Annotated in this window: 27 protein-coding genes and 4 tRNA genes; 4 read left to right on the top strand and 27 right to left on the bottom strand. The window is 70.6% G+C overall.

Going from position 1 to position 25984, the window contains the following annotated elements; translation table 11 throughout:
* Positions 1–2: 2 nt before the first annotated feature.
* The 24 genes from secF to zapE form a co-directional block, all read right to left on the bottom strand.
* Entirely contained in the window at positions 3–1127 is a 1125-nt protein-coding gene (gene secF, locus QM728_RS07110) for a protein translocase subunit SecF (RefSeq protein ID WP_415032850.1), read from the bottom strand.
* Positions 1128–1261: 134 nt separating this feature from the next.
* On the bottom strand, positions 1262–2914 hold the full coding sequence (gene secD / locus QM728_RS07105; RefSeq protein WP_415031330.1) for a protein translocase subunit SecD: 1653 nt from the start codon (positions 2912–2914) through the stop codon (positions 1262–1264).
* A 21-nt stretch (positions 2915–2935) separates the two neighbouring features.
* Positions 2936–3286 (bottom strand): preprotein translocase subunit YajC, encoded by a 351-nt coding sequence (gene yajC, locus QM728_RS07100; RefSeq protein WP_415031329.1) that lies wholly within the window; start codon positions 3284–3286, stop codon positions 2936–2938.
* Positions 3287–3308: 22 nt separating this feature from the next.
* Positions 3309–4397, bottom strand: coding sequence for a Holliday junction branch migration DNA helicase RuvB (gene ruvB, locus QM728_RS07095; protein WP_415031328.1), 1089 nt, complete (start codon positions 4395–4397; stop codon positions 3309–3311).
* A 3-nt stretch (positions 4398–4400) separates the two neighbouring features.
* Complete coding sequence (gene ruvA, locus QM728_RS07090; protein ID WP_415031327.1) at positions 4401–4991, bottom strand: Holliday junction branch migration protein RuvA; 591 nt, start codon at positions 4989–4991, stop codon at positions 4401–4403.
* Complete coding sequence (gene ruvC, locus QM728_RS07085; protein ID WP_415031326.1) at positions 4988–5566, bottom strand: crossover junction endodeoxyribonuclease RuvC; 579 nt, start codon at positions 5564–5566, stop codon at positions 4988–4990. Before ruvC ends, ruvA begins: the two co-directional genes overlap by 4 nt.
* Before the next feature lie 110 nt (positions 5567–5676).
* On the bottom strand, positions 5677–6435 hold the full coding sequence (locus QM728_RS07080) for a YebC/PmpR family DNA-binding transcriptional regulator (RefSeq protein WP_415031325.1): 759 nt from the start codon (positions 6433–6435) through the stop codon (positions 5677–5679).
* Positions 6432–7073: a pyridoxal 5'-phosphate synthase glutaminase subunit PdxT gene (gene pdxT, locus QM728_RS07075; protein ID WP_415031324.1), complete on the bottom strand. Its 642-nt coding sequence runs from the start codon at positions 7071–7073 to the stop codon at positions 6432–6434. The genes QM728_RS07080 and pdxT overlap by 4 nt, the downstream gene beginning before the upstream one ends.
* On the bottom strand, positions 7070–7942 hold the full coding sequence (locus QM728_RS07070) for an acyl-CoA thioesterase (RefSeq protein ID WP_415031323.1): 873 nt from the start codon (positions 7940–7942) through the stop codon (positions 7070–7072). The genes pdxT and QM728_RS07070 overlap by 4 nt, the downstream gene beginning before the upstream one ends.
* 15 nt (positions 7943–7957) lie before the next feature.
* A complete protein-coding gene (locus QM728_RS07065; RefSeq protein WP_415031322.1) occupies positions 7958–8488 on the bottom strand; it encodes a helix-turn-helix transcriptional regulator in 531 nt (176 codons plus the stop codon).
* Positions 8489–8655: 167 nt separating this feature from the next.
* Positions 8656–9372, bottom strand: a complete 717-nt coding sequence (locus QM728_RS07060) for a hypothetical protein (RefSeq protein ID WP_415031321.1) — start codon at positions 9370–9372, stop codon at positions 8656–8658.
* Entirely contained in the window at positions 9365–10261 is an 897-nt protein-coding gene (locus QM728_RS07055; protein WP_415031320.1) for a PP2C family protein-serine/threonine phosphatase, read from the bottom strand. The genes QM728_RS07060 and QM728_RS07055 overlap by 8 nt, the downstream gene beginning before the upstream one ends.
* 7 nt (positions 10262–10268) lie before the next feature.
* Entirely contained in the window at positions 10269–11183 is a 915-nt protein-coding gene (gene pdxS, locus QM728_RS07050; RefSeq protein ID WP_415031319.1) for a pyridoxal 5'-phosphate synthase lyase subunit PdxS, read from the bottom strand.
* Positions 11184–11265: 82 nt separating this feature from the next.
* The gene (locus QM728_RS07045) at positions 11266–11802 is read right to left on the bottom strand and encodes an NUDIX hydrolase (protein WP_415031318.1); all 537 of its coding nucleotides are present in this window, start codon (positions 11800–11802) and stop codon (positions 11266–11268) included.
* A 16-nt stretch (positions 11803–11818) separates the two neighbouring features.
* Positions 11819–12943: a glycosyltransferase family 4 protein gene (locus QM728_RS07040; RefSeq protein WP_415031317.1), complete on the bottom strand. Its 1125-nt coding sequence runs from the start codon at positions 12941–12943 to the stop codon at positions 11819–11821.
* A complete protein-coding gene (locus QM728_RS07035) occupies positions 12940–13866 on the bottom strand; it encodes a phosphatidylinositol mannoside acyltransferase (RefSeq protein WP_415031316.1) in 927 nt (308 codons plus the stop codon). Before QM728_RS07035 ends, QM728_RS07040 begins: the two co-directional genes overlap by 4 nt.
* Before the next feature lie 5 nt (positions 13867–13871).
* Positions 13872–14531, bottom strand: a complete 660-nt coding sequence (gene pgsA, locus QM728_RS07030) for a phosphatidylinositol phosphate synthase (RefSeq protein ID WP_415031315.1) — start codon at positions 14529–14531, stop codon at positions 13872–13874.
* Positions 14528–15061 carry an HIT family protein gene (locus tag QM728_RS07025; RefSeq protein ID WP_415031314.1) on the bottom strand — a complete coding sequence of 178 codons (534 nt, stop codon included), beginning with the start codon at positions 15059–15061 and terminating at the stop codon, positions 14528–14530. Before QM728_RS07025 ends, pgsA begins: the two co-directional genes overlap by 4 nt.
* On the bottom strand, positions 15058–17133 hold the full coding sequence (gene thrS, locus QM728_RS07020; protein ID WP_415031313.1) for a threonine--tRNA ligase: 2076 nt from the start codon (positions 17131–17133) through the stop codon (positions 15058–15060). The genes QM728_RS07025 and thrS overlap by 4 nt, the downstream gene beginning before the upstream one ends.
* Positions 17134–17253: 120 nt before the next feature.
* Positions 17254–17328 (bottom strand) — tRNA-Val (locus QM728_RS07015).
* Positions 17329–17379: 51 nt separating this feature from the next.
* Positions 17380–17454: transfer RNA gene (locus QM728_RS07010), tRNA-Val, on the bottom strand.
* Between the two features lie 28 nt (positions 17455–17482).
* Positions 17483–17556, bottom strand: a tRNA-Cys gene (locus QM728_RS07005).
* A gap of 19 nt (positions 17557–17575) precedes the next feature.
* A tRNA-Gly gene (locus tag QM728_RS07000) sits at positions 17576–17648 on the bottom strand.
* Positions 17649–17775: 127 nt separating this feature from the next.
* Positions 17776–18795 (bottom strand): cell division protein ZapE, encoded by a 1020-nt coding sequence (zapE, locus tag QM728_RS06995; RefSeq protein WP_415031312.1) that lies wholly within the window; start codon positions 18793–18795, stop codon positions 17776–17778.
* A gap of 38 nt (positions 18796–18833) precedes the next feature.
* On the opposite strand from zapE, the gene QM728_RS06990 reads away from it, so the two are divergent.
* Genes QM728_RS06990 through msrB form a run of 4 tightly spaced genes read left to right on the top strand, consistent with a single transcriptional unit; the run spans position 18834 to position 22848 of the window.
* Entirely contained in the window at positions 18834–19562 is a 729-nt protein-coding gene (locus QM728_RS06990) for a pyrimidine reductase family protein (protein WP_415031311.1), read from the top strand.
* 10 nt (positions 19563–19572) lie between these two features.
* Complete coding sequence (locus QM728_RS06985) at positions 19573–21150, top strand: alpha/beta hydrolase (protein ID WP_415031310.1); 1578 nt, start codon at positions 19573–19575, stop codon at positions 21148–21150.
* 28 nt (positions 21151–21178) lie between these two features.
* Positions 21179–22429: a glycosyltransferase family 87 protein gene (locus tag QM728_RS06980; RefSeq protein WP_415031309.1), complete on the top strand. Its 1251-nt coding sequence runs from the start codon at positions 21179–21181 to the stop codon at positions 22427–22429.
* Positions 22426–22848: a peptide-methionine (R)-S-oxide reductase MsrB gene (gene msrB / locus QM728_RS06975; protein WP_415031308.1), complete on the top strand. Its 423-nt coding sequence runs from the start codon at positions 22426–22428 to the stop codon at positions 22846–22848. Before QM728_RS06980 ends, msrB begins: the two co-directional genes overlap by 4 nt.
* On the opposite strand, the gene hemQ is transcribed toward msrB, so the two are convergent.
* The 3 genes from hemQ to hemE are packed head-to-tail and all read right to left on the bottom strand — an operon-like array spanning position 22845 to position 25951.
* Positions 22845–23537 carry a hydrogen peroxide-dependent heme synthase gene (gene hemQ, locus QM728_RS06970; RefSeq protein ID WP_415031307.1) on the bottom strand — a complete coding sequence of 231 codons (693 nt, stop codon included), beginning with the start codon at positions 23535–23537 and terminating at the stop codon, positions 22845–22847. The genes msrB and hemQ overlap by 4 nt on opposite strands.
* 9 nt (positions 23538–23546) lie before the next feature.
* Positions 23547–24908: an FAD-dependent oxidoreductase gene (locus QM728_RS06965; RefSeq protein ID WP_415031306.1), complete on the bottom strand. Its 1362-nt coding sequence runs from the start codon at positions 24906–24908 to the stop codon at positions 23547–23549.
* Positions 24905–25951, bottom strand: a complete 1047-nt coding sequence (gene hemE / locus QM728_RS06960; protein ID WP_415031305.1) for a uroporphyrinogen decarboxylase — start codon at positions 25949–25951, stop codon at positions 24905–24907. The genes QM728_RS06965 and hemE overlap by 4 nt, the downstream gene beginning before the upstream one ends.
* Positions 25952–25984 lie beyond the last annotated feature (33 nt).

Raw genomic sequence — 25984 nt, 5'->3', positions numbered from 1 at the left:
GACTAGCGCGAACGGCGCCGCTTCCCGGTGGGACGCGCGGCGTCGCCGGCCGGGACGTCATCAACTGCGTGCCGGGCCGCATGGCGCCCCGACGACACGGGCTCGCCCGCCGCGATCGCGGCACGGCGCGCCAGCACCTTGCGAGTGTGGGCGGCCACCGCCGGGTTGCGCTCCTTCAGCGTGACCAGCAGCGGGGTCGCCAGGAAGACCGAGGAGAACGTGCCGATCACGATGCCGACGAGCTGGATCAGCGCCAGGTCCTGCAGCGTGCCGACGCCGAGCATCCACACCGCGATCACCATCAGGGCGATGATCGGCAGCGCGGAGATGACGGTCGTGTTGATCGACCGCATCATGGTCTGGTTGACGGCGAGGTTGGCCTGTTCGGCATAGGTGCGTCGGGACGTCTTGAACACCGACCGCGTGTTCTCCTCGACCTTGTCGAACACGACCACCGTGTCGTAGATGGAGAAGCCCAGGATCGTGAGCAGTCCGATGACGGTCGCCGGGGTGACCTCGAAGCCGACGAGCGAATAGACGCCGGCGGTCACCGCGACGTCGAAGAACAGCGTCGCCAGCGAGGCGATCGCCATCTCCTTGTCGAAGCGGATCGCGATGTAGACGGTGACGATCACCAGGAACACCACGAGCGCGATCAGCATCTTCCGGGTGATTTCCGCGCCCCACGTCGAGCTGACGTCCGATGAGGACACGTCGGCGCGCTGCAGGGCCGGCGAGAACTCCGCGACGACGGCGTTGACGACCTTGTTGGCCTGCTCCTCGTCGAGGTGCTCGGTGCGGACCTGGATGGTCTTGGCCGACCCCGAGCCCGCCGTCTGCACCAGCTCCGGAGCAGTGCCCAGCGCCTGGGTGAACGCCTTCTCCACCTTCTCCACGGTGACCGACGAGCTCGTCGCCGGGATCGACACCTGGGTGCCGCCCTCGAAGTCGATGCCGAAGGTGAAGCCGCGCACGATCATCGACAGCAGGCAGATCCCGAGGATCACCGCGGTGACGATGTACCACTGCTTGCGGTGCGCGACGACCTCGAAGGCGCCGGTACCGGTGTACAACCGCGACAGGAAGGACCGGTTGGTGTCGGCCTCGAAATCGGCGTCGGCAACCATGGTCTCCGCCGCCTCGACCGCCGATCCCGCATTGCGGTCCAGGGTGTAGCCGCCGAGCCGGTCGGGACCGTCGCCCACACCCCGCTTGGACAGGCCGTCGACGCTGTCGCTGCCGAATCCGCCCCTGCTGAAACTCATCGCTGTCCTCCTCGGCGCGCGGTCGCACGCGCTTCGCGGCTGTCGGGGGCAAGGCCCACGGCCCGTCGGGCGGCTTCCCGGCGTTCCCGGGCGACGTCGCTGACCGCGCCGAGGCCGTTGACCGACGGCTTAGACAGGAACGTGCTGCGCGTCGCGAGCACGACCAGCGGGTGGGTCACCAGGAACACGACCATGACGTCGAGGATCGTCGTCAACCCGAGGGTGAACGCGAAGCCGCGGACCGAGCCGACCGCCAGGATGTAGATCACGACGGCGGCGATCAGACTGACCGCGTTACCGGTCCACACCGTGCGCCGCGCGCTGGCCCAACCGCGCGGCACCGCGGACCGGAACGAGCGGCCCTCGCGCATCTCGTCCTTGATGCGCTCGAAGTAGACGACGAACGAGTCCGCGGTCATGCCGATGCCGATGATGAAACCGGCGACACCGGCCAGGTCCAGCGTGAAGCCGATCCACCGGCCGAGCAGCACGATCAGGCCGTACGACATGGCTCCGGCCAAGACCAGTGCGCCGAAGGTGAGAACGCCGAGCATCCGGTAGTACGCCAAGGCGTAGACCAGGACGGCGAGGATGCCGACGAGTCCGGCGATCAGACCGGCCCGCAGCGCCGAGAGGCCCAGCGTCGACGACACCGTCTCGGCGTCGGAGGCCTCGAAGGACAGCGGCAGCGAGCCGTACTTGAGCACATTCGCCAGGTCCTTGGCCTCGGTCTCGCTGAAGCCGTTCTGGCCGCCGCTGATCTCGGTGGAACCGGCGATGGCCGACTGGATCTGCGGCGCGGACACGACGCGGGAGTCCAGGGTCATTGCGGTGGCGGTGCCGATGTTCTTGCCGGTGTAGTCGGGCCAGATTTTGGCGCCGTCGCCCTTGAAGTCAACGTTGACCGTCCACTGGTTGGTCTGCGTGGACAGGTTGGGTGCCGCCTTGCCGATATCGCGGCCGTCGATGATCTGCGGTTCGAGCAGGTAGACCTGCTTGCCGTCGGTGCTGCAGGCGACGAGGTAGGCGTTCGGATCGTCGTTGCCCAGCAGCGGGTCGTCGGCCTTCGGGTCGCAGTTCAGCTTCGGCATCTGCGCCTTCAGCGCGGCCAACTGTTGCGGCGTCGCGCCCTTGGGCGCCTGCCGCAGCCGGCGCTGTTCGTCGACGGCGGCCTTGCGCTCCTCCGGGGTCAGCGACTTGCGATCCTTCGCCTCGACGGTCTTGTGCGGGGTGGCCGGGACCATCCCATCTGCGTCCTTGACGACCGGCCGGATGTAGAGCCGGGCCGTCTGGCCGAGATTGCGGGCCTGCCGGCCGTCGTCGCCGGGCACCGTGATGACCAGCGTGTCGCCGCTGACCACGACCTCCGAGCCGGCGACGCCGAGACCGTCGACGCGCTGCTGGATGATCTGCTGCGCCTTCTCCAGCTGGTCTTTCGCCGGTCGCGCGCCGTCCGGGGTGCGCGCGGTCAGGGTGACGCGGGTGCCGCCCTGCAGGTCGATGCCGAGCTTGGGCGTCGTCTGGCGGTCGCCGGTGAAGAACACCAGGCCGAACACGATGGCGAGCAGGGCGAAGAAGGCCAGGAGCGGCTGCCAGGGCGGGGTCTCCCCGCGGGGGCGCTGCGCCGCTTGGCGACGAGGGGTGGTCACGGTGGTTCGGTTCTCCTGGGATTACTTGTCGGCTGCGTCGTCGGCGGAGGGCGTGCCCGACTCGAGCTCGGGGGCCGCTTCCTCGACGACGGCGCCGACATACGTCTGTGCTGCGCGCTCGGTCGCCACGACCTCGCGCACGGCGATCTTGTCGTAGCGGCCCACGACGCCGGGAGCGGTCTCGATGTCGACGAAATCGCCGTTGACGTCGATGATCGTGCCGTACAGGCCGGAGATCAACTGGACCCGCGCGCCGGTCGTGAGCGCGGCCCGCATCTCATTCGCGGCGGCCTGCTGCCGCTTGAACCGGCGCGCGTTGAAGAACATCATCACGCCCAGCAGGATCAACAGCAGCGGCAAGAACAATTCCATGCCGACCAGTCTGCCAGACGAACTACTCGACCTCGTCAAACAGGTTGGGTTGGCCCTGGCCGCGCACGCCCCAGGTGGCGCTGAGCGCCCCGGCGGGCGGGACCAGGCCCAGGTGGTGCCATGCCGCGGCGGTGGCGATCCGGCCGCGCGGGGTCCGCGCGATCAGCCCGGCGCGCACCAGGAAGGGCTCGCAGACCTCTTCGACGGTGGTCGGCTCCTCGCCCACCGCGACCGCCAGCGTCGAGACGCCGACCGGGCCGCCGCCGAAGCCCTGCACCAGTGCCGACAGCACCGCCCGGTCCAGCCGGTCCAGGCCCTTGTCGTCGACGTCGTACACGGCGAGCGCGGCCCGGGCGATCGGCAGCGTCACGGCGCCGTCGCCGCGCACCTCCGCGTAGTCGCGGACCCGGCGCAGCAGGCGATTGGCGATGCGCGGGGTGCCCCGGGAGCGTCCGGCGACCTCGACGGCCGCGTCGGCGTCCAAGTCGACACCGAGGATGCCCGCCGAGCGCGCCAGCACCTCGACCAGCTCCTCGGTCTCGTAGAACTCCATGTGCGCGGTGAAGCCGAAGCGGTCGCGCAGCGGTCCGGTGAGCGCACCCGAGCGCGTGGTCGCACCAACGAGGGTGAACGGGGCGACGTCGAGCGGGATCGACGTCGCGCCGGGACCCTTGCCGACGACGACGTCGACGCGGAAGTCCTCCATCGCCAGGTAGAGCATCTCCTCGGCGGGCCGCGCGATGCGGTGGATCTCGTCGATGAACAGCACGTCGCCCTCGACGAGGTTCGACAGCATCGCCGCGAGGTCACCGGCGCGTTCGAGCGCCGGTCCGGACGTGACGCGGATCGCCGAGCCGAGCTCACCGGCGATGATCATCGCGAGCGACGTCTTGCCCAGTCCCGGCGGTCCGGACAGCAGGATGTGGTCCGGTGTGCCGCCGCGCCCCTTGGCGCCGCTGAGCACCAGTTCCAGCTGTTCGCGCACCTTGGCCTGCCCGATGAAGTCGGCGAGCGACCGGGGCCGCAGATTCGCGTCGAGCTCGCCGTCGGCCACCAGTCGCCCGGCGCTCAGGGTGCGGTCGTCGTCGGGATCGTAATCGGATGCGTCCATCGGCTACTTCTTTCCCAGGAGGGCCAGACTCGCCCGCAGCGCCGCGGCGGAGTCGGCATCGGGCTGGTCGGCGAGGACCGTGGCGACGGCCTTCTCGGCGGACGATTCGGGGAAGCCGAGTCCGACGAGGGCCTCGGTGACCTCGGTGCCGACGCGGTTGCCGCCGAGCACCGGCGCCGCCGAACCGTCGGCGACGACGCCCACCTTGTCGCGCAGTTCGACGACCAGGCGCTCGGCGACCCGTTTGCCGATGCCCGGCACGCTCGTGAGCGCCTTGGTGTTCGACGACGCGATCGCGGCGGCCAAGTCGGCCGGTTCGTGCACCGCGAGGGCGGCCATGGCCAGTCGCGGGCCGACTCCGGTCACAGTCTGCAGCAGCACGAACAGGTCGCGCGCGGCGGCGTCGGTGAAGCCGTACAGGGTCATCGAGTCCTCGCGCACGATCATCGTGGTCAACAGCGTCGCCTCGGCGCCGCGGCTCAGGCCGGCGATGGTCGCCGGGGTGACCAGGACCCGGTAGCCCACGCCGGCGCAGTCGACGACGACGTGGTCGAGGGCGATGTCGAGCACCGGGCCCCGCAGCGCGGCGATCATCGGCGGCCCGCCCGCACCGCCGCGGCCGCCTCCTTGAGGCGCTGCCGGTGGGCGTGCGCGAGGTCGTCGGCCTTGGCGCGGGCGGCAACGATCCGGTCGTCCATCGGGCCGCGCCAGCACTGGCAGATCGCCAGCGCGAGGGCGTCGGCGGCATCCGCGGGTTTCGGGCGGGTCTGCATGCCCAGGATGCGGGTGACCATCGTCGTCACCTGCGCCTTGTCGGCCCGACCGGAACCGGTGACCGCCGCTTTGACCTCGCTGGGCGTGTGGAAGCGCACCGGGATGTCGCGCTGGGCGGCGGCGAGGGCCACCACGCCCGCGGCCTGGGCGGTGCCCATGGCGGTGCCGGCCTGGTTCTGCGCGAAGACCCGCTCGATGGCGACGACCTGCGGCTCATGCGTGTCGAGCCAGTGGGCGGCCGCGGTGTGCACCGCCAGCAGGCGGTCGGCCAGGTCCATGTCGGCCGGTGTGCGCACGACGTCGACGTCGAGCGCGGTCACCGCCCGCCCGGCGCCGGACTCGACCAGTGCGATACCGCACCGCGTCAGCCCCGGGTCGACGCCCATCACCCGCATCTGCGCACTCCTGCCACCTGTTCGCGAACAACTGTTCGATATCTTAGGCGGCCGGGTCGACTCCGCGCGGTTTCGACACGCGATCGTGACCGGGTGGTTCCGGCGGCGGGTTACGCGTCGTCGTCGAGCTCGGCGAGCACCTCGTCGGAGATGTCGACGTTGCTGTAGACGTCTTGCACGTCGTCGAGGTCCTCGAGGGCGTCGACCAGCTTGACGACCTTGCGGGCGCCGTCGGCGTCGACCGGCACCTCGACCGAGGCGCGGAAGTCGGGCTCGGCCGATTCGTAGTCGATGCCGGCATCCTGCAGCGCGGTGCGGACGGCGACCAGGTCGGTGGGCTCGCACACGACCTCGTAGCTGTCCCCCAGGTCGTTGACCTCTTCGGCGCCGGCGTCCAGGACGGCCAGCAGGATGTCATCCTCGCTCTGGTCGCCCTTCTCCAGGGTCACGACGCCCTTGCGGGTGAACAGGTAGGCCACCGAGCCGGGGTCGGCCATGTTGCCGCCGTTGCGGGTCATCGCCGTGCGGACCTCGCCGGCGGCGCGGTTGCGGTTGTCGGTGAGGCACTCGATCAACAGGGCGACGCCGTTGGGGCCGTAGCCCTCGTAGGTGATGTTCTGCCAGTCGGCGCCGCCCGCCTCTTCACCGGCGCCGCGCTTGCGCGCCCGCTCGATGTTGTCGTTGGGCACCGACGACTTCTTGGCCTTCTGGATCGCGTCGTAGAGCGTCGGGTTGCCGGCCGGGTCACCGCCGCCGGTGCGCGCCGCCACCTCGATGTTCTTGATCAGCTTGGCGAACATCTTGCCGCGCTTGGCGTCGATGACGGCCTTCTTGTGCTTGGTAGTCGCCCATTTGGAGTGTCCACTCATGGCGTGAAGCTTACTTCGCGCACCAAATCGGCGAAGTAGGCGTGCACCCGGAGGTCGCCGGTGACCTCCGGATGGAACGACGTCGCCAGCACGGCGCCCTGTCGGACCGCCACGATCCGGCCGTCGGCGCGCCCGTCCGGCGTCGCCCCGGCGGGCACCGTCGCCAGCACGTCGACCGCCGGACCGGTCGACTCCACCCAGGGCGCCCGGATGAACACGCCGCGCACCGGCGGCTCGGCCGGCCGGTCGGTGATCCCGGCGAACGCCAGGTCGGCCTCGAAGGACTCGACCTGGCGGCCGAACGCGTTGCGACGCACCGTGATGTCCAGCGCGTCCAGGTGACGGGCATCGGGCCGCGTGTCGAGAATCCGCGAGGCCAGCAGGATCATGCCCGCGCAGGAACCGTAGGCCGGGAGTCCGGCCGCCAACCGTTCGCGCAGCGGCTCATACAGCTCGAAGACGTCCAGCAGTTTGGACATCGTCGTCGACTCGCCGCCGGGAAGGACGATCCCCGCCAGGCCGTCGAGTTCGGCCGCACGGCGGACCGGCCGGGGCTCGGCGCCCACCGCGCGCAACGCCGCGGCGTGTTCGCGCACGTCGCCCTGGACGGCCAACACGCCGATAGTCGGCGCGGTCACGACGTCGTCTCGTCTGGTTTCTCGTCGCGCAGCGGGATGCCCTGCACGGTCGGATCGGCGATGATCCGCGAGAGCCCCTCCTGGACGACCGCGGCGACCATCCGGCCCTGGCGGTCGAAGATCCGACCCTGGGTCAGCGCACGGCCGTGCCCGGCCGACGGCGAGGTCTGGTCGTACAGCAGCCACTCATCGGCGCGGAACGGGCGCAGGAACCACATGGCGTGGTCGAGCGAGGCCGACTGCACGTGGTCGTCGTGGACCGACTTCGCCGACGCCAACAGCGTCATGTCGCTCATGTACGCGAGGACGCACACCTGGGAGACGTGGCTGTCGTCGAGTCGGTGGCGGTAGCGGAACCACACGCGCTGTTGGGCGGCCAGCGACTTGGAGAGGACAAGCTGGTCGCGCGGCACGATCCGGATGTCGAAGTTCTCCCACTCCGAGTACAGGCGCCGGTCCTCCTCGGACGCCGCGTCGCGCCGGTCCTTGATGTCTTCGGGACCGATGACGTCGGGCATCGGGTCCTGGTGCTCGATCCCCTCGTCGGTGCCGACGTGGAAGGACGCGGACATCGAGAAGATCGCCTCGCCGTTCTGGACGCCGGTCACGCGGCGCGTGACGAAAGAGCGGCCGTCGCGGATGCGGTCGACGAGGAAGACGGTCGGCAGGTCGGGATCGCCGGGGCGCAGGAAGTAGCCGTGGAGCGAGTGGACGCCGAACTCGGCGGGCACCGTGCGCGTCGCCGACACCAGTGCCTGGCCGGCCACCTGGCCGCCGAACGTGCGGCGCAGCACGCTCGGGTACGACGGCCCGCGATAGATGTCGGTCTCGATCCGTTCCACGCGCAAGATCTCGTCAATGGTGGCCATGCCACCCATTATCGCTCAGAGCTCGTCGAGCGAGATCAGCTCGTCCTGCACGGCCCGGGCGACGAGCCCGGCCTTGGTCGGGGCCGGACGGCCCAGTTCCGCGTACTTGGCCCGGATTCGGGTCAGGTGGGTGTTCACGGTGCCGAGCGAGATGCCCAGGTCCTGGGCCACCGCCGGCTTGGAGTCCAGCAGCAGCCAGGTGCGCAAGACCTCGACCTCGCGGGTGGTCAGCGCGGGGCGCGGCAGGTCGAGCTCGGCCGACTCGGTCAGGCGCGCAGCGTCGATCGGGACCTCCGGCTCCTCCGGCGCCTTCTCGAACACGACCACCCCGCCGGGCAGCCGGCCGACGACGCGGGCGCCGAAGTCGTAGTCGGGTCGCGGGGCGGACATGCCCGAGGGGACGGCCATCCGGCGGGCGGCGAGCTGCTCCAGCGCGCGGCGGCGGCGTTCGGCGGTGGCGGCGGCGCGGCGGCGGGCCGCCTCCTCCATGCGACGCGCCTCGTCAATGGCGCGGTAGTTCGGGTTCCACGGTGCTGCTGCGGTCATCGTCTGACTCCTGTCTCGGGCGTCTCACCGAAGGGGATCTCGCGGTGCTGCCAATGACGCTAGGGCGGCCCGGCAGGTTCGGAAATGGGGAGAACTACCCATGGTGTATGCGCAGGTCAACCCATATTTATCGCTGGGTCCCGCGTGTCGGCGGGGAGCAGGCGCGCTTACGCGTTGCGCTGCGCCTCGGCGTCGAGCAGCGGCAGGTCGGCGCGGGAAACCATCTGCGAGGACAGCGCGAACTCGACCAGCCGGGCGCGCCGGTTCGTCGCGAGCTTGCCGCCGCCGGCGCGCATGCCCGACACCCCCATCTGGTCGAGCTTGTCGCAGACGTTGTCGAGCTTGCGGTTGAACTTGGTGATCGACCAGCCCAGGCGGGCGGCGGCCTGCGCCGAGCTGGGAATCGCGCTGGTGCCGCTCCCCTCGTGGCGCAGGATCTGTTCGGCCAGCACGATGATGAGCAGTCGCTGACTCTCCGTCAGGCTGGGCACGCCGACCGTCGTATCGCCGCGCTGACCGGCCTCGGTCAGCGCCACCGACCCCTCGCCCGGGGTGGCGTGGATCTCGACTTCATAGGTCGTCGGACCGGCGGTGAACACGACCACCGTCCGCCCGAAGACCAGCGGTAGGTTCGCGCCCGGGGCGATCTGCCCGGAGAAGCCCGCCTCGGCGGCCACGACCGTGGCCGAGAGGTGCGCGCCGACGTTGGAGAGGTACCAGAGGCCGCCCACACCGCGGTGGATGAGCAGGAACCGCCGGTGTAGGTAAGGGTTGTCGTCGACGGCGAGGTCGCCCTCGCGGCCGATGGTGAATCGGCCGTCGGGATCGACGGCGAACCGTTCGCCGCAGAACTCGACGTACAGGTCCGCCGACGCGTCAGGCATCGGCGTCGGTCTTCTCGTCCCCGCCGGCTTCGTCCCCGCCCGCTTCGTCCGCGCCGGTGTTGTCGTCGACGGCGTCGTCATCGCCGGTGTTGTCATCGGCGGCGTCGCCCGCGGCGACGCGAACCAGCACCACGGTGATGTTGTCGTGCCCGCCGAGTGCCAGTGCGCCCTCGACGAGGTTGTCGACGGCGTCCTGGGCGGTCTCGGCGTCGGCGAGGATGTCGGCGATCTCCGGATCGGGCAGCTCGCCGGTGAGGCCGTCCGAGCACAGCATCAGCTGGTCGCCGGGTTCGGTGGCGAAGACGAAGAAGTCCGCTCGCGGCGGTTCCATGCCGCCGCCGAGCGCGCGGGTGATCACGTTGCGGCGGGCGTCGACGCGCGCCTGCTCCGGGGTCATCATCCCGGCGTCGACGAACTCCTGGACCTGGGAGTGGTCGACGGTGACCTGCTCGAGCACCCCGTCGCGCACGCAATACGTGCGGGAGTCGCCGATGTTGAACACCAGCCAGTGCGGCGACCCGTCGCGCTCGATCAGGACGGCGCCGGTGGCCGTCGTCCCGGCGCGCCGCTCGCTGGAGGTGTCGACGTCGCCGATCTTGTCCTGGGCCTCGACCAACAGGGCGTCCACGGCCTCGCGGGTCGCATCCTGTTCCCCGCCGGTGTCGACGCGCGACAGCACGTCGAGGGCGATTTCGCTCGCCACTTCCCCGCAGTCGTGGCCGCCCATCCCGTCGGCGAGGAGGTAGGTGCCGGGGCGGACCAGGGCGCCGTCCTCGTTGGCCTCGCGGACGCTGCCCACGTTGCAGGCGACGGCCCATTCCAGGCGCAGCCCGCCGATCTCGTCGAGACCGGCCGCCACGTCGTCCCGGACGAACCCCGGCGCGCTCACGCCCGGGCTACCAGCCGCGCTCGGCGAGGCGGTGCGGCACGGGGATGTCGTCGACGTTGATGCCGACCATGGCCTCACCGAGGCCCCGCGAGACCTTGGCGAGCATCGCCGGGTCGTCGTAGAACGTCGTGGCCTTGACGATGGCTGCCGCGCGCTGCTCCGGGTTGCCGGACTTGAAGATGCCCGAGCCCACGAAGACGCCCTCGGCGCCGAGCTGCATCATCATGGCCGCGTCGGCGGGCGTGGCGATCCCGCCCGCGGTGAACAGCGTGACTGGGAGCTTGCCGGCCTTGGCGACCTCGACCACGAGGTCGTAGGGCGCCTGCAGTTCCTTGGCCGCCACGTACAGCTCGTCCTCGGGCAGCGAGGTGAGCCGCCGGATCTCGTCGCGGATCTTGCGCATGTGGGTCGTCGCGTTGGAGACGTCACCGGTGCCGGCCTCGCCCTTCGAGCGGATCATCGCCGCCCCCTCGGTGATGCGCCGCAGCGCCTCGCCGAGGTTGGTCGCACCACAGACGAAGGGGACGGTGAACGCCCACTTGTCGATGTGGTTGGAGTAGTCGGCCGGGGTGAGGACCTCGGACTCGTCGATGTAGTCGACTCCCAGGCTCTCCAGGATCTGCGCCTCGACGAAGTGGCCGATGCGGGCCTTCGCCATCACGGGGATGGTGACGGCCTCCTTGATGCCCTCGATCATGTCCGGGTCGCTCATCCGCGACACCCCGCCCTGGGCGCGGATATCGGCGGGAACGCGCTCGAGCGCCATCACGGCGACCGCACCGGCATCCTCGGCGATCTTGGCCTGCTCGGGGGTGACCACGTCCATGATCACGCCGCCCTTGAGCATCTCGGCCATACCCCGCTTCACCCGGGACGTGCCGACGTTCTCACTCACTGAATCCACTCCTGAACACGATCGCATCCCACCTGCTTGCGGAGGGATCTGGTCTTACCCGACCAGTCTAGGCCAGTGGCGACCCGTCCAGCGGGTCAGGGCCGCCGCCCTAGACCGTGACGCGGTCGACGATCTCGAAGTACGCCGGCAGCGGTGCGTGCCCCCCGAGACGGAACCACCGCACCGCGCGCCGGCCGGCGAGGGCCAGCGTGTCGCGGACCGCGTCGTTGTAGAAGCGGCGCGCCATGATGACGCGCGTCTGCGCGTCGGAGATCTCGGCGATCAGCTCGACCGGCGGCGGCGTGATGCCTTTGGTGGCGGCGCCGACCTTGCCGAGCAGGATGGACAACTCGTTCTCGACGTCTTCCCGGTCGTCGAACGGGGCCGCTTCGGCCAGATCGGCGGCACCGGCCAGCTCCACCCCCAGCGCGACCAGGCCCGCGTCGTCGCGCTCGCGCAGCGCCACCGCGATCGCCCGCGACACCACCGCCCGGCGGTCGAGGGCGGCGACGAGCGCCTGACGCGCCAGATCGGTCCGCACGTGTAACCGGTCCAACCGGTTCGCGACGCGATACGCCCACAGCAGGATGAGCAGGAGCGCCACCACGGCGACACCCACAATCAGTTCGATTCCAATCCAGTCCATGCCTCTCCCCCGCCCGTCAATCCGCGATGACGACCTTGCCGGCACCGACGGTGACGGTCTCGTAGACCCGCATGATCTGGTCGGCCACGCGGGACCAGTCGAACCGCCAGGCCTGCTCGGACCCGACGCGGACCTGCTCGGCGCGCGCCACGTCGTCGGTCAACAACTCGATCACGCCGGCGGCGAGATCGTCGGCAGAGCCGACGGCGACCAGTTTGCCCGCGCGACCGTTGTCGAGGACCCGGCGAAAGGCGTTGAGATCGCTCGCGATGACCGCCGCGCCTGCCGCCATGGCCTCGACGAGGACGATGCCGAAGCTCTCGCCGCCGAGGTTCGGGGCGCAGTACACGTCGGCCGACCGCAGCGCGCGCGCCTTCGTCTCGTCGTCGACGAGGCCGAGGAACACCAGGTGGTCGGCGAGGTCGCCGGCCCGGCGTCGCAGGGCCGCCTCGTTGCCGCCGCCGACCACGAGCACGGTGATGTCGGGGAATGCCGCGACGATCCGCGGCAGTGCGCGCATGAGGATGTCGATTCCCTTGCGCGGCTCGCCGTAGCGCCCCAGGAACAGGATCGTGCGCCCCGGGCGGGGATACCCGTCGAGCGGCTGCGCGTCGGCGAAGAACGGGACGTCGACGCCGTTGGGGATCTCGACGGCATCGGAACCCAGCGACTCCATCTGCCAGCGGCGGGCCAGCTCGGAGACGGCGATCTTGCCCTTGATGCGCTCGTGGTACGGCCGCAGCACGCCCTGGAACACGCTCAGCAGCAGTGACTTGGTGGTCGAGGTGTGGAAGGTGGTGACGATGGGCCCGTCGGCCACCATCAGCGCGAGCATCGACACCGACGGCGCGTTCGGTTCGTGGACGTGCAGCACGTCGAAGTCGCCCTCGCTGATCCACCGGCGCACCTCGCGGTAGGCGTGCGGCGAGAACGTCACCCGGGACACCGACCCGTTGTACGGAAAGGCGAGCGCGGGCCCGGCCGAGACGACATAGTCGGGCAGCTTGGTGTCCGCACCGGCGGGCGCGAGCACGCTCACATCGTGGCCGCGCTCGATGAACACCTGCGCCAGCTCGACCACGTGGGCCTGCACCCCGCCGGGGATGTCGAACGAGTAGGGGCACACCATGCCAATCCTCATTCGGCCCCCTCCACGCGGTGCCGCCGCTCCTCGCTCCAGTCCGCCTCCCACAGCGGTTGGAGCATGTGCCAATCGGCGGGGTGGGCCGCGATGTTCCGCTCGAACACGTCGGCCAGCGCCTGGGTCGCGGCCGGGATGCCGCCGGCGACGTCGATCGGTTCGCCGATGAAGAGGGTCGAGTCGGGTGCCGCGTCGAACCAGTGGTGGGCCGGCAGAAGCGCCGCGCCGGTGTCGACGGCGAGCTTGGCCGGGCCGGCGGGCATCCGCGTCGGCTCGCCGAAGAGTGTGACGGGAACGCCGTGGCGCGCGAGATCGCGGTCGCCGAGCAGGCAGACGATCCCGCCGTCGCGCAGCCGTTGCGCGAGCTCGGCGAACGGCGGCTGCTCGCCCCCGGAGAGCGGGAAGATCTCAAAGCCGAGGGATTCGCGGTAGTCGACGAACCGCCGGTACAGCGATTCGGGTTTGAGTCGCTCGGCGACGGTCGAGAAGGTGCCGTAGTTCTGTACGAGCCACACCCCCGCCGCATCCCAGTTCCCGGTGTGCGGCAGCGCGAGCACGACGCCCTTGCCGCGCGCGTGCGCGTCGGCCAGGTGCTGGCGGTCGCCGTCGGGGATGTGCACGTGGGCGGCCACGTCGACCGGATCGGCCGACGGCAGGCGGAATGCCTCGCACCAGTACCGCAGATAGGACGACATCGCGTCGACGAGCAGTTGATCGGGCACGTCGTCGGGGGTCGTGCCCACGACGCGGGCGAGGTTGCGCCGCAGTTGTGCGGGCCCGCCGCCGCGGCGGCCGGTGAACTCGCCGATGCGGGCGAACAGGCCGCGGGCGACCGGGTCGGGGGTGTGGCGCAGCGCCGACCAGCCGGCGGCGTACCCCGCCTCGGCGAGGCGCTCGGTCACGGCAGCGCGCAGATCGACCACCGGGGTCAGCGCTCCTCGTCGGTGTCGGCGGGAGTCGACGGCACCGGTTCCCGCGCGCCGGGCGAGGTGTAGATCGACCACATGCGCTGCCCGACGGTGACGATGCTCAACACGGCGAGGGTCCACATGGCGATGTGGATCGCCCAGGTCCAGTGCAGCCCCGGGAAGTCGGTGAGGCCGGCACCGGTCAGCACGATGATGAGGCGCTCGGGGCGCTCGATGAGGCCGCCGTCGCCGTTGAGGCCGGCCGCCTCGGCGCGCGACTTGGCATAGGAGATCACCTGGGAGGTGACCAGGCAGACGAGGGTCGCCGCCAGCAGGGCCCGGTGCGGCTGTTGGACCGCGGCCCACCAGGCCAGGGCGCCGAAGATCGCGCCGTCGGCGATGCGGTCGCCGGTCGAGTCGAGCACCGCCCCGAACCGGGTGCCGTAGCCGCGCTGGCGCGCCATCGCGCCGTCGACCATGTCGAGCATGACGAAGGCCCAGCACACGAGCGCCCCGGCGAACAGGTAGCCGTTGCCGAACAGGACGATCGCGGCGACGACGGTGATGACCGTGCCGGCGAGCGTCATCGAATCCGGGGTCATCCCCACGCGCAGCAACCCCCGGGCGATGGGGTTGGTGACCTTCGAGACCGCCTCGCGGCCCCCGCGGAAACTGATCACGACTTCTCCTCGTTCGCCCATTCCGCGGCCAGCAGCGCCCGGGTGTCCCGCAACAACTGCGGCAGCACCTTGGTGTCCCCGACCACGGTGATGAAGTTTGCATCACCGGTCCAGCGCGGCACGATGTGCTGGTGGATGTGCTCGGACAGCGATCCGCCCGCGGCCGCACCGAGGTTGAGGCCGACGTTGAACGCGTCCGGCGACGACACCTTCTTGATGACCCGGATCGTCTGCTGGGTGAAGGCCATGAGCTCGCTCGACTCGGCGGGGGTGAGCGCTTCCAGGTCGGCCACCTGCCGGTAGGGCACGACCATCGTGTGGCCGGGGTTGTACGGGTACAGGTTGAGCACCGCGTACACGGTTTCGCCGCGTGCGACGACCAGGCCGTCCTCGTCGGACATCTTCGGGATATCGATGAACGGATGGCCGGTGGCGCCGGCCGGCCGCTGCTCGGCGGTCACGTAGGACATCCGGTGCGGGCTCCACAGCCGCTGCAGCCGGTCGTCGGCCGACGGCTCCCCGACGGTCATCGGCGTTTCCGCGCGGTCTCGATGAACTCGCCCATGGTGTCGGCGGTGGGCGAGTCGTTGCGGCGCGACTCCTCCCATTCGTCGATCGCGCCGATCGCGTCGTCGACGGGCACACCGTTGAGCTGGGTGCCGTCGCGGAAACGGAAGCTGACCGCCCCCGCCTCGACGTCGCGTTCGCCGGCGAGCAACATGAACGGGACCTTCGCGGTGGTGTGGTTGCGGATCTTCTTCTGCATGCGGTCGTCGGACAGGTCGATCTCGGCGCGCACGCGACGGCTCTTGAGCCGGTTGATCACGCCCTCCAGGTGCGGCGCGAAGGTCTCGGCGACTGGGATGCCGACGACCTGGACCGGCGCCAACCACACCGGAAAGGCGCCCGCGTAGTGCTCGGTCAGGACGCCGAAGAAGCGCTCGATCGAGCCGAACAGGGCGCGGTGGATCATCACCGGCCGCTGCTTGGTGCCGTCGGATGCGGTGTATTCGAGGTCGAAGAGCTCGGGCAGGAAGAAGTCGAGCTGGATGGTCGACATCTGCCAGGTGCGCCCCAGCGCGTCCTTGACCTGGACGGAGATCTTCGGGCCGTAGAAGGCGGCGCCACCGGGATCGGGCACCAGCTCGAGGCCGGACTGCTCGGCGACGGTGCGCAGCGTCTCGGTGGCCTCGGTCCACAGCTCGTCGCTGCCGACGAACTTCTCCGGGTCCTTGGTCGACAGTTCCAGGTAGAAGTCGTCGAGGCCGTAGTCCTTGAGCAGTTGCAGGACGAACCGCAGCGTCTCGGTCAGCTCCTCGACGACCTGGTCCTGGGCGCAGTAGATGTGGGCGTCGTCCTGGGTGAAGCCGCGGGCACGGGTGAGGCCGTGGATCACGCCCGACTTCTCGTAACGGTAGACCGAGCCGAACTCGAAGAGCCGGAGCGGCAGTTCGCGGTAGCTGCGGCCGCGCGAGTTGAAGATGAGGTTGTGCATCGGGCAGTTCATCGGCTTGACGTAGTAGTCCTGGCCGGGCTTCCGGATGCTGCCGTCCTCGTTGTACTCGGCGTCGAGGTGCATCGGCGGGAACATGCCGTCGGCGTACCACTCGAGGTGCTTGGAGACCTCGAACAGGTGCCCCTTGGTGACGTGCGGGGTGTTGACGAACTCGTAGCCGGCCGCGGCGTGCTGCTCGCGCGAGTAGTCCTCCATCTCGCGGCGGATGATGCCGCCCTTGGGGTGGAAGACCGGCAGGCCGGAGCCGAGCTCGTCCGGGAAGCTGAACAGGTCGAGTTCGGCGCCCAACCGGCGGTGATCGCGCTTCTCGGCCTCGGCGAGGCGGTCGAGGTATTCATCCATCGCCTCGGTGGATTCCCACGCGGTGCCGTACACGCGCTGCAGGTCGGCCAGGCTCTGGTCGCCGCGCCAGTAGGCGGCGGAGCTGCGGGTCAGCTTGAACGCCGGGATGTACTTGGTGGTGGGCACATGCGGACCGCGGCACAGATCACCCCAGATCCGCTCCCCGGTGCGCGGGTTCAGGTTGTCGTAGGCGGTGAGCTCTCCCCCGCCGACCTCCATGACCTCGGGGTCGTCGCCGGCGCCCTTGTCGTCGACGAGTTCGAGCTTGTATGGCTCGCCGGCCAGTTCGCCGCGCGCCTCGTCGACCGACGAGTAGACCCGGCGGGAGAAGCGCTGGCCGGACTTGATGATCTTGCGCATCGACTTCTCAAGGGTGGCCAGATCCTCCGGGGTGAAGGGCTCGGCGACGTCGAAGTCGTAGTAGAAGCCGTCCTTGATCGGCGGCCCGATGCCCAGCTTCGCGTCGGGGAAGTGGTCCTGCACCGCCTGTGCCAGCACGTGCGCGGCGGAGTGTCGGATGACGCTGCGGCCGTCCTCGCTGTCGGCGGTCACCGGCTCGACGTCGGTATCGGTCTCCGGCGCCCACGACAGGTCGCGCAGCTGCCCCGCCGGATCGCGCACCACGACGACGGCCTGCGGGCCCTTGTTCGGCGCCTCGACCTCGCGCAGCGCGGCGCCGGCCGTGGTCCCCGCGGGCACCCGTACGGTGGCGGGCACGGCGGCAGCGGGGGGTTGCGACGACACGGGGCGGACTCCTCGACGTTGGTGCGCGAAAGCGCACGTTCACGGGCGGCACGGCGCGCGGTGATTAGACCGCGACAGCGTTTGTCCTAGATCGTATCCGTGACGGGGAGAGGACAGGTGTGGTGGTCCCAGCTGGGTTCGAACCAGCGACCCCTCGCGTGTGAGGCGAGTGCTCTTCCGCTGAGCTATGGGACCGCGGCCCCACGGGCCTGCGAGCCCGCGGGCGGGCCCGGCGAACCGGGGACGTGGTGCGCGATACAGGGATTGAACCTGTGACCTCTTCCGTGTCAGGGAAGCGCTCTCCCGCTGAGCTAATCGCGCGAGTATCAGTTGGTGGAAACCGCCTGAGTGGAGGTGGCGACGGGAATCGAACCCGTGTACACGGCTTTGCAGGCCGTTGCCTCACCACTCGGCCACACCACCATGCGAGGAACTCGCCTCGAGCGGATGACGGGATTCGAACCCGCGACCCTCACCTTGGCAAGGTGATGCGCTACCAGCTGCGCTACATCCGCATTCCGCTCCGCGCAGATCCCCGGCGAGCCGGTTCTCATTGCGGTGCGAGTGGAAACACTAGCCGACCTTCGAACGCATTGCCAAATCTCGGGGCGATTCGCGCGCCGCCGCGCAAAACCGCTCCGCTCAGACGGCGTTTGCCTCGGCGAAACGCGACAGCGCGAGCAGTCGGGACGTCGCGCGCAGGTACTTCTTGCGGTACCCGCCGGCCAGCATTTCCTCGGTGAAGATCTCGTCGAGTTTGCAGCCGGAGGTGGTCAGCGGGATGCCGGCGTCGTACAGCCGGTCGGCGAGGACGACGAGGCGCAGTGCCACCGACTGGTCGGTGGCCGGCTCGACGTCGGAGACGCACACCAGGGACACGCCGTCGACGAGTGCCTTGTACTTGGACGGGTGCAGCGCGGCCAGGTGGTCGCAGAGCGCCGTGAAGTCGTCGAGGCTGGCGTTCGGCGTCGACTCGGCCAGTTCGACGAGCGCGGCGTCGGTCCGCGGATCGGGCGCGGGCGGCAGGTCGCGGTGGCGGTAGTCGGGGCCGTCGACGCGGACGGACTCGAAGATCGCCGACAGCTTGCGGATCTCGCGCAGGAAGTCCTGGGCGGCGAAGCGGCCCTCGCCGAGCTGGCCGGGCAGCGTGTTCGACGTGGTGGCGATGGACACGCCCTTCTCGCTGAGCTCGGTCAGCAGGCGGGACACGAGCATCGTGTCGCCGGGGTCGTCGAGTTCGAACTCGTCGATGCAGATGACGCTGTGGTCGGCGAGCCGCTCCACGGTGTTGATGAAGCCGAGGGCGCCGACGAGCTGGGTCAGCTCCACAAAGGTCGCGAAGGCCTTGGGGCCGGGCATCGCGTGGTAGATCGAGGCCAGCAGGTGGGTCTTGCCGACGCCGAACCCGCCGTCGAGGTACAGGCCGATGCCGTGTGCCGGCGCCCCTTTGCGGAACAGGCCCTTCTTGCCGCCGCCGCGCACCTTCTTGGCGCGTTCGACGAAATCGCGGGCCGCCGCCAGCGCCGCGGCCTGACTCGGCTCGTCCGGGCTGGGGATGTAGGTGTCGAAGCTGACGTCGTCGAAGGTCGACGGCGGGACCATCTCGGCGATCAGGGTTTCGGGGGCGACGATCGGGTTGCGATCACACAAATGCAGCGTCATGACCTTCGCAGCCTATCGGGCACCGGCACAATGGTGTAGTGCAGATTCTCCGCAAAGCGAGCGAGGTCACACCCGATGACCTCGCCGGTCTCTACGCCCATCCCGTCCCCGACGAGCCGCGTCGGGCGTGGGTGCGGGCCAACATGATCGCCAGCGTGGACGGCGGCGCGGGCCTGGAGGGCAGGTCTGGCGAACTCGGCGGGGACGGCGATCGTCAGATCTTCGCGCTGCTGCGCTCCCTCGCCGACGTGGTCGTGGTCGGGGCGCACACCGCGACGACCGAAGGGTACGGGCAGCCCGACGGTCCGGTGCTCGCCCTGGTGTCGCGGTCGCTGAACATCCCCGACGACTACACCCCGGCCGCCGACGCCGGCACCGTCGTGTTCACCTGCACCGGCGCTCCGGCGGATCGTCGCGCCGCCCTGTCCGCGGCCGGCGCCACGCTCGTCGACTGCGGCACCGACACCGTCGATCCCGCCGCCCTGGTCGTCGCCTGTGTCGCGCGCGGGTGGCGCCGCGTGCTCCTCGAGGGCGGTCCGCGGCTCCTCGGCTCCTTCGTCGACGCCGGCGCGCTCGACGAGCTGTGCCTGACGACCGCCCCGGTCCTGCTCGGCGGGGACGCCGTGCGGCCGGTGGTCGGCGCCCGGGAGGCGATGCGGAGCATGAGTCGCGCACACCTGCTCGCCGACGAGGAGGGCTATACCTACGCGCGGTGGGTCCGGTCCCCCGATGACAGCCACCACGACTCCCCCGACACATCCGGCTAGTCTCGGTGGCATGCAGTCCCATGGCACGCGCGCGGCGCTCCTGGCCCGCCTCCTGCTGCTCCCCCTGACGGCGGTCCTCGCCGCCGGCTGCGCGGTGGGCCCGAACGCCGGTCCCGCCGTGGTCCGCGGGGGCGGCTCCAAGGGCACGCCGGGCAGCGCGTCGAAGAAGGCCGCCCCAGTGCCGGCGATCGGCGGAATCAGGACCGACCTGGACTGGAGGGACTGCCCATCGGCGATGGCCGCCCGCTACGGGGCGACGCCGGACAAGCAGCTGCGGATCAAGTGCACCACCCTGCGCAACGGCGCGAACCCGAGCGTGTCCGGCGGCCAATCGGTCAGCGTGCCGCTGGTGAGCGTCCGCCTGCCGTCGACGCCGGCCGACGCGGCGCCGCTGGTCGCCGTCACCGGGACCGACCTGCCCGCCGGTCAACTGGCGCTCGCGCTGGCCGACGGCCCCGCCGGCAAGGCACTGCTCGCGAAGCACCCCGTGGTCGCGATCGAGCAGCGCGGCCTGGCCGACGTCGACTGCCTGACCCGCGCGGACCGCACCGTCATCGCCGACTACGGGCTGGTCGGCACGGGCACCGACGCGAAGACGCGCGTCAACAAGTTGGCCGCGGCCGCGCGCAGCGCCGCCGACTCGTGCACCGACACGCTCGACGACAACGCCTTGGCGTTCTCGTACGCCCTGGCCGCGACCGACATCGAGGCGCTGCGCACCAAGTGGGGCGTCGACCGTCTCGCCGTGCTCGGCGTCGGCACCGGCAGCGAAGTCGCCCTCGCCTTCGCGGCGCAGTACCCCGACCGCGTCGGGCGACTCGTCCTCGACACCCCGACCCCCTACGGCGGCCCGACCAAGCAGCGCGCGACGGCGCGGGTGCGCGGCGTCCAACAGGCCCTGGAGACATTCACGCGGCGCTGCACCACCGACCCCGCCTGCCGCGGCAAGGAGGCCGATCCGAGCGCGCTCCTGCAGTCGGTCATCACCAAGGCGCGCGCGGGCACCCTTAAAGATGTGAACGACGCCCAGCTCCTCGACGCGGTCACGATCGAGGTCGGCCTCGCCACCGATCCGGCCCGGCTCCGCGCACTCGTCGCGGCGCTCGCCGCCGCCGACGGCGGCAACACCGGCGAGCTGGCCACCCTGGTCCGGCGCACCGCCGCCCTGCAGACCAGCGACGGCATGCTGGTGAGCCGCTGCAACAACGCCTCGGGAACCGTGGGCCTCAACGAGATCGAGGGGCTGCTCGGCGAATGGGGCAAGCAGTACCCCCTCGTCGGCACCACCCAGGCGATCGGATTGGCCCGCTGTACCGGGTGGGGCACGGCGAACCCCGCCTCCGCACCGAACTCCTACGCCGTCCCGCCACTGGTCTTCGCCTCCGGCGCCGACCCGGTGAACGGCAGCGACCCCGCGTCGCTGAACAAGGTCTTCGCCGACGGCAGCACCGCGCCGACGACCGTCAGCTGGGACGGGGTGGGCTACTCGGTGCTGAGCCACAGCGATTGTGCGGCGGGGATCGTGAACGACTACCTCGACGCCGACGGCCTCACCGGGGATCGCACCCGAGCCTGTCCCGCGACCTGAGCCGCGCCGCCTGTAGTACGGTTCGCTCGTGACGACAACCGACCGTTACCTGTTCCCGCCCGTACCCGTCGAGCGGATCGTCAAGGCGATCCTGTGGCCGGTCAGCATCTTGATGATCTTCCACAAGACCGTCGTGCTGGCGATCAACGGCGACCGCACCGACGACTTCAAGCCGGTCTACGAGGCGGCGCTGCGCTTCGTCAACGGCGGCACCGTCTACGGTGAGAGCTATCTGACCGTCGAGCCCCACTACCTGTATCCGCCGTCGGGCACGCTGCTGATGGCGCCGATCGCGTACGTGGACCCGGAGCGCTCGCGCTGGATCTTCCTGGCGCTGTCGGTGCTCGCGCTGCTCGCGTCGGCCTACCTGCTGACCCGGCTGTTCGGCTACACCGCCAAGTCGTGGGTGCTGCCGACCGTCATCTTCTTCTTCTTCTTCAGCGAGTCGGTGACCGCGACGCTGGTTTACACGAACTTCAACTCCTTCGTGCTGCTGAGCCTGGTCCTCTTCCTCTGGCTGCTGCACCGCGACAAGCCGTGGCTCGCGGGTATCGCCGTCGGCCTGACCCTGGCCGTCAAACCGGTGCTGTTGCCGGTCCTGCTGCTGCCGCTGCTCAAGAAGGGGATGTGGCGGGCACTCATCCCGGCGCTGGGCATCCCGGTCGTCCTCAACGTCCTCGCGTGGCCGCTGATCCCGGACACCGACAACTTCATGAAGAACACGTTCCCGTACATCCGGGAGACGCGCGACTACTACAACAACTCGGTTGGCGGGCTGGGCACGTTCTACGGCCTCGACTCCTGGTTGATCCTGGCGCTGCGCGTCATGTTCGTCGCGATGGCCGCGTTCGGCGTGTGGTTCCTGTGGCGCTACTACCGCGACAAGGACGAGGTGCTGTGGCTGACCGTCAGTTCGGGCATCCTGTTGACCACGTCGTTCCTGGTGGGCCCGCTCGGTCAGGGCTACTACTCGATGCTGCTGTTCCCGCTGGTGCTGAGCGTGATCCGTCCCGGCTCCCCGATGCGGAACTGGCCGGCGTGGCTGGGCGTGTACGGCTGCATGACGGCCGACATCTACTACACGATCCGCAACCCGCGCTCGGAGCACCTGCCGCGCACGTGGGAGGCCTTCGGCAACAACATGGACAAGCTCACCGTGACGTGGGGCTGGTCGCTGCTGATGATCGCCGTGTTCTTCTCCCTGCTGTGGCGCTACCTCGACCTCCGCGAAGCGGAGGGTCCGCGGACCACCGCCGCCGTCGCTACAGTGGAAGCGTGACCGGCGAACCGACCGATTTCTCCTCGTTGACCGATGAGGAGTGGGCGCGGCGCCTGACGCCGACCGAGTTCAAGGTCCTGCGCCGGGCGGGCACCGAGCCGCCGTTCACCGGCGAGTACACCGACACGAAGACCACCGGCGTGTACCGGTGCCGTGCGTGCGGCGCCGAATTGTTCCGCAGCGATGCCAAATTCGACTCCCACTGCGGGTGGCCGTCGTTCTTCACCCCCCTGGCCGGCGAGGCGATCATCGAGCGCCGCGACGCGTCGCTGGGGACGGTGCGCACGGAGGTGCTGTGCGCGAACTGCCACAGCCATTTGGGCCACGTCTTCGCCGGCGAGGGCTACGACACCCCGACGGACCTGCGCTACTGCATCAACTCGGTCTGCCTCGACCTCGAGCCGGGCGACGAGGGCTAGGGCAGCTTCGCCACCAGCGCGGCCGGCTCCACGCGCGGCCCCGTGAAGAACGGGATTTCGACGCGGACGTGGCGGCGGGCCTCGGTGGCGCGCAGATCGCGCATCAGGTCGACGATGCGGTGCAGCTCGGGCGCCTCGAAGGCGAGGAGCCACTCGTAGTCGCCGAGGGCGAACGCGGGCACCGTGTTGGCGCGCACGTCCTTGTAGCCGCGGGCCTCCTTGCCGTGGTCGGCGAGCATGGTGCGGCGCTCCTCGTCGGGCAGCAGGTACCAGTCGTAGGACCGCACGAACGGGTAGACGCACACGTAGTTGCCCGGCTCCTCGCCCGCGAGGAACGCCGGGATGTGGCTCTTGTTGAACTCGGCGGGACGGTGCAGGGCCGAGGCGCTCCAGAAGGCGTCGCTCGCCCGGCCGACAGCGGTGTCGCGGCGCAGGCGCTGGTAGGCGTCCTGCAGTTCCTCGATGGTCTCGGCGTGCCACCAGATCATGAAGTCGGAGTCGCCGCGCATGCCGGCCACGTCGTAGACGCCGCGGACGACGAGTCCACCGCGCTGGATCTCCTCGATGAAGGCGGCGAACTCGGCCCCGGCCGCGTCGCGATCGGTGAGTTCACCGGGTCGCACGGTGAACACCGAGAACATCAGGTAGCGGATGGTGTTGTTGAGTTCGTCGTAGTTCAAACGGGCCATGCGCCCAAGTTACCCCGGCGCCAGATGGGCCACGACGGCGGCAGCCGCGCCGCGCGCCTGCGCGATACACGCGGGGACCCCGACGCCCCGGTACGTCGCCCCGGCGAGGGCCACGCCCGGCGGGAGGCCGGCCAGGATCGTCTCGACCCGCTCCGCGTGCCCCGGCGCATAACAGGGCAGTCCCTGCGGCCAGCGCGCGACGGCGGAGTCCACCAGCCGTGCGGGCCGACCGATGATCTCCTCGAGGGCGGCGGTCGCCGCCGTGGCGAGCTCGGCGTCGGTGGCGGTGACGGGCTCGCCCAGGCGGCCGAAGGACACCCGCAGGCGGTGCGGTTGGTCGGCACCGCCGTAATGGGCCCACTTGCGGGAACTGAAGGTGATCGCCTTGACCGGGTTCGCGCACGCGCCGCGGACGAGCTCCTCCCCCGTCGCGGCCAGCACGCCCGAGAGTTCCGGGATCGGCGTCGCCGCGTCGACCGCCAGCGCGACGACGGCGGGCGACGCGGTGGCCACTTCGCCGAGCTCGGCGGCGCTGCGCGGCGCGACGCGGGCCAATTGGCGCGCGGCCACCGGCGCCGGCGTCGCCACCACCGCGGCGTCATAGGGGCGGCCGGCGACCACCGGGCCCTCGCCCAACGCGTCGATGTCCGCCCCGAGCCGGAACTCGGCGCCGGACGACGCGACGAGCGCGTCGACCAGCTGTCGGTAGCCGCCGCGCAGTGCCCCGAACACCGGGGTCCGCGGCGCACCGGCCGGCGGCAACAGCGCCGCCACGGCCGCGGTCAAGCTCGGCGCGCCGCGGTCGAGGAGCTCGGCCAATGCGGGCAGCGCGGCACGGACACCGGTGTCGGCGGCCAGACAGGAGTAGACGCCGCCGATCATCGGGTCGACGCTGCGCGCCACCACCGACGGCCCGAAGCGGTCGGCCACGAGCTCGCCGAGCGAGCAGTCCGACCCCGGGCTCCACGACAGTGGCCGCTCTGGCTCGGCGGCCATCCGGGCGAGGTCGGCGTCGTCGGCCAGGCCGGCCACCGCCGCCGGCGATGCCGGTATGCCCATCCAGGCGGGCGCCGGCAACGGATTCAACCGGCCGTCGGACCAGACCGCGGGTCGCGCGCCCGTGGGCGACTCCACCTGGTCCGACAGCCCCAGCTCGGCGACCAGGTCGACAGCTTCGGGGCGGCGCAGGACGAAGGCCTCCGCACCGACGTCGGTGAACCGTCCGGCGACTTCGACGCCGTGCAGCAGCCCGCCGACACCGTCGGCCGCGTCGTAGACGTCGATCTCCGCCGCCGGGCCCAGCGAGCGGCGCAGGGCGTGCGCGACGACCAGGCCGGAGAGCCCGGCGCCGATGATCGCGACCCGGGTCACGCCGAGTGCACCAGCTCGACGGTCCGGGTGACCGCATCCGGGTCGGTGTCGGGCAGCACCCCGTGGCCGAGGTTGAAGATGTGGCCGGTGGCCCCGGCGGCGAGGGCGCGATCGGCGTCGCCGATCACCCGCGCCACATGTTCGGCGATGACGGCCTCCCCCGCGAACAGCACCGTCGGATCCAGGTTCCCCTGCAGGGCCTTGCCCGGCCCGATCCGGCGGACCGCCTCATCCAGCGGCACCCGCCAGTCGACGCCGACGACGTCCGCGCCGGCGGCCGCCATCGGAACCAGGAGTTCGCCGGTGCCGACGCCGAAGTGGATGCGCGGCACGCCGTGGCCGGCGACCTCGGCGAACACCCGCGTGCTGTGCGGCGCGACATACGTCTCGTAGTCGCGCCGGGAGAGCATCCCCGCCCACGAGTCGAACAACTGGACCGCCTGCGCACCGGCGTCGAGCTGGACCCGGAGGAAGGCGATGGTGATGTCGGCGAGCTTGGCCATGAGCTCGTGCCAGAGCCCCGGATCGCCGTACATCATGGCCTTGGTGTGCGCGTAGTGCCGACTCGGACCGCCCTCGATCAGGTAGGAGGCGAGGGTGAACGGCGCACCGGCGAAACCGATGAGCGTCGTCGGCGTCGGATCGAGTTCGGCGCGCAGCAGCGACACCGCCCGCCCGACGGCACCGACCGACTCCGGCTCGAGACGGCCGATCGCGGCGACGTCGGCCGCGGTGCGGACGGGTCGGGCGATCACCGGCCCGGTGCCGGCCACGATGTCCAAGTCGATGCCCGCCGCCTTCAGCGGGACGACGATGTCGGAGAAGAGGATCGCGCCGTCGGTGTCGTGGCGGCGGACCGGCTGCAGGGTGATCTCGCACACCAGCTCGGGGTCGAAGCAGGACTCGAGCATGCCGCGTCCCGCGCGAATCTCGCGGTACTCCGGCAACGACCGTCCGGCCTGCCGCATGAACCACACCGGTCGACGGGACGGTGTGCGCCCGGCAGCGGCGTCGAGCAGCGGTTTATCACTCACGGCGACCACTGTATCGGCCGGTGGCGGGCGGTGATCCGGCGC

This window comes from Gordonia sp. (in: high G+C Gram-positive bacteria), assembly GCF_047602025.1.
In the GTDB taxonomy this organism is placed as follows: Bacteria; Actinomycetota; Actinomycetes; order Mycobacteriales; family Mycobacteriaceae; genus Gordonia.
This window is presented reverse-complemented; position numbering and strand designations above follow the sequence as displayed.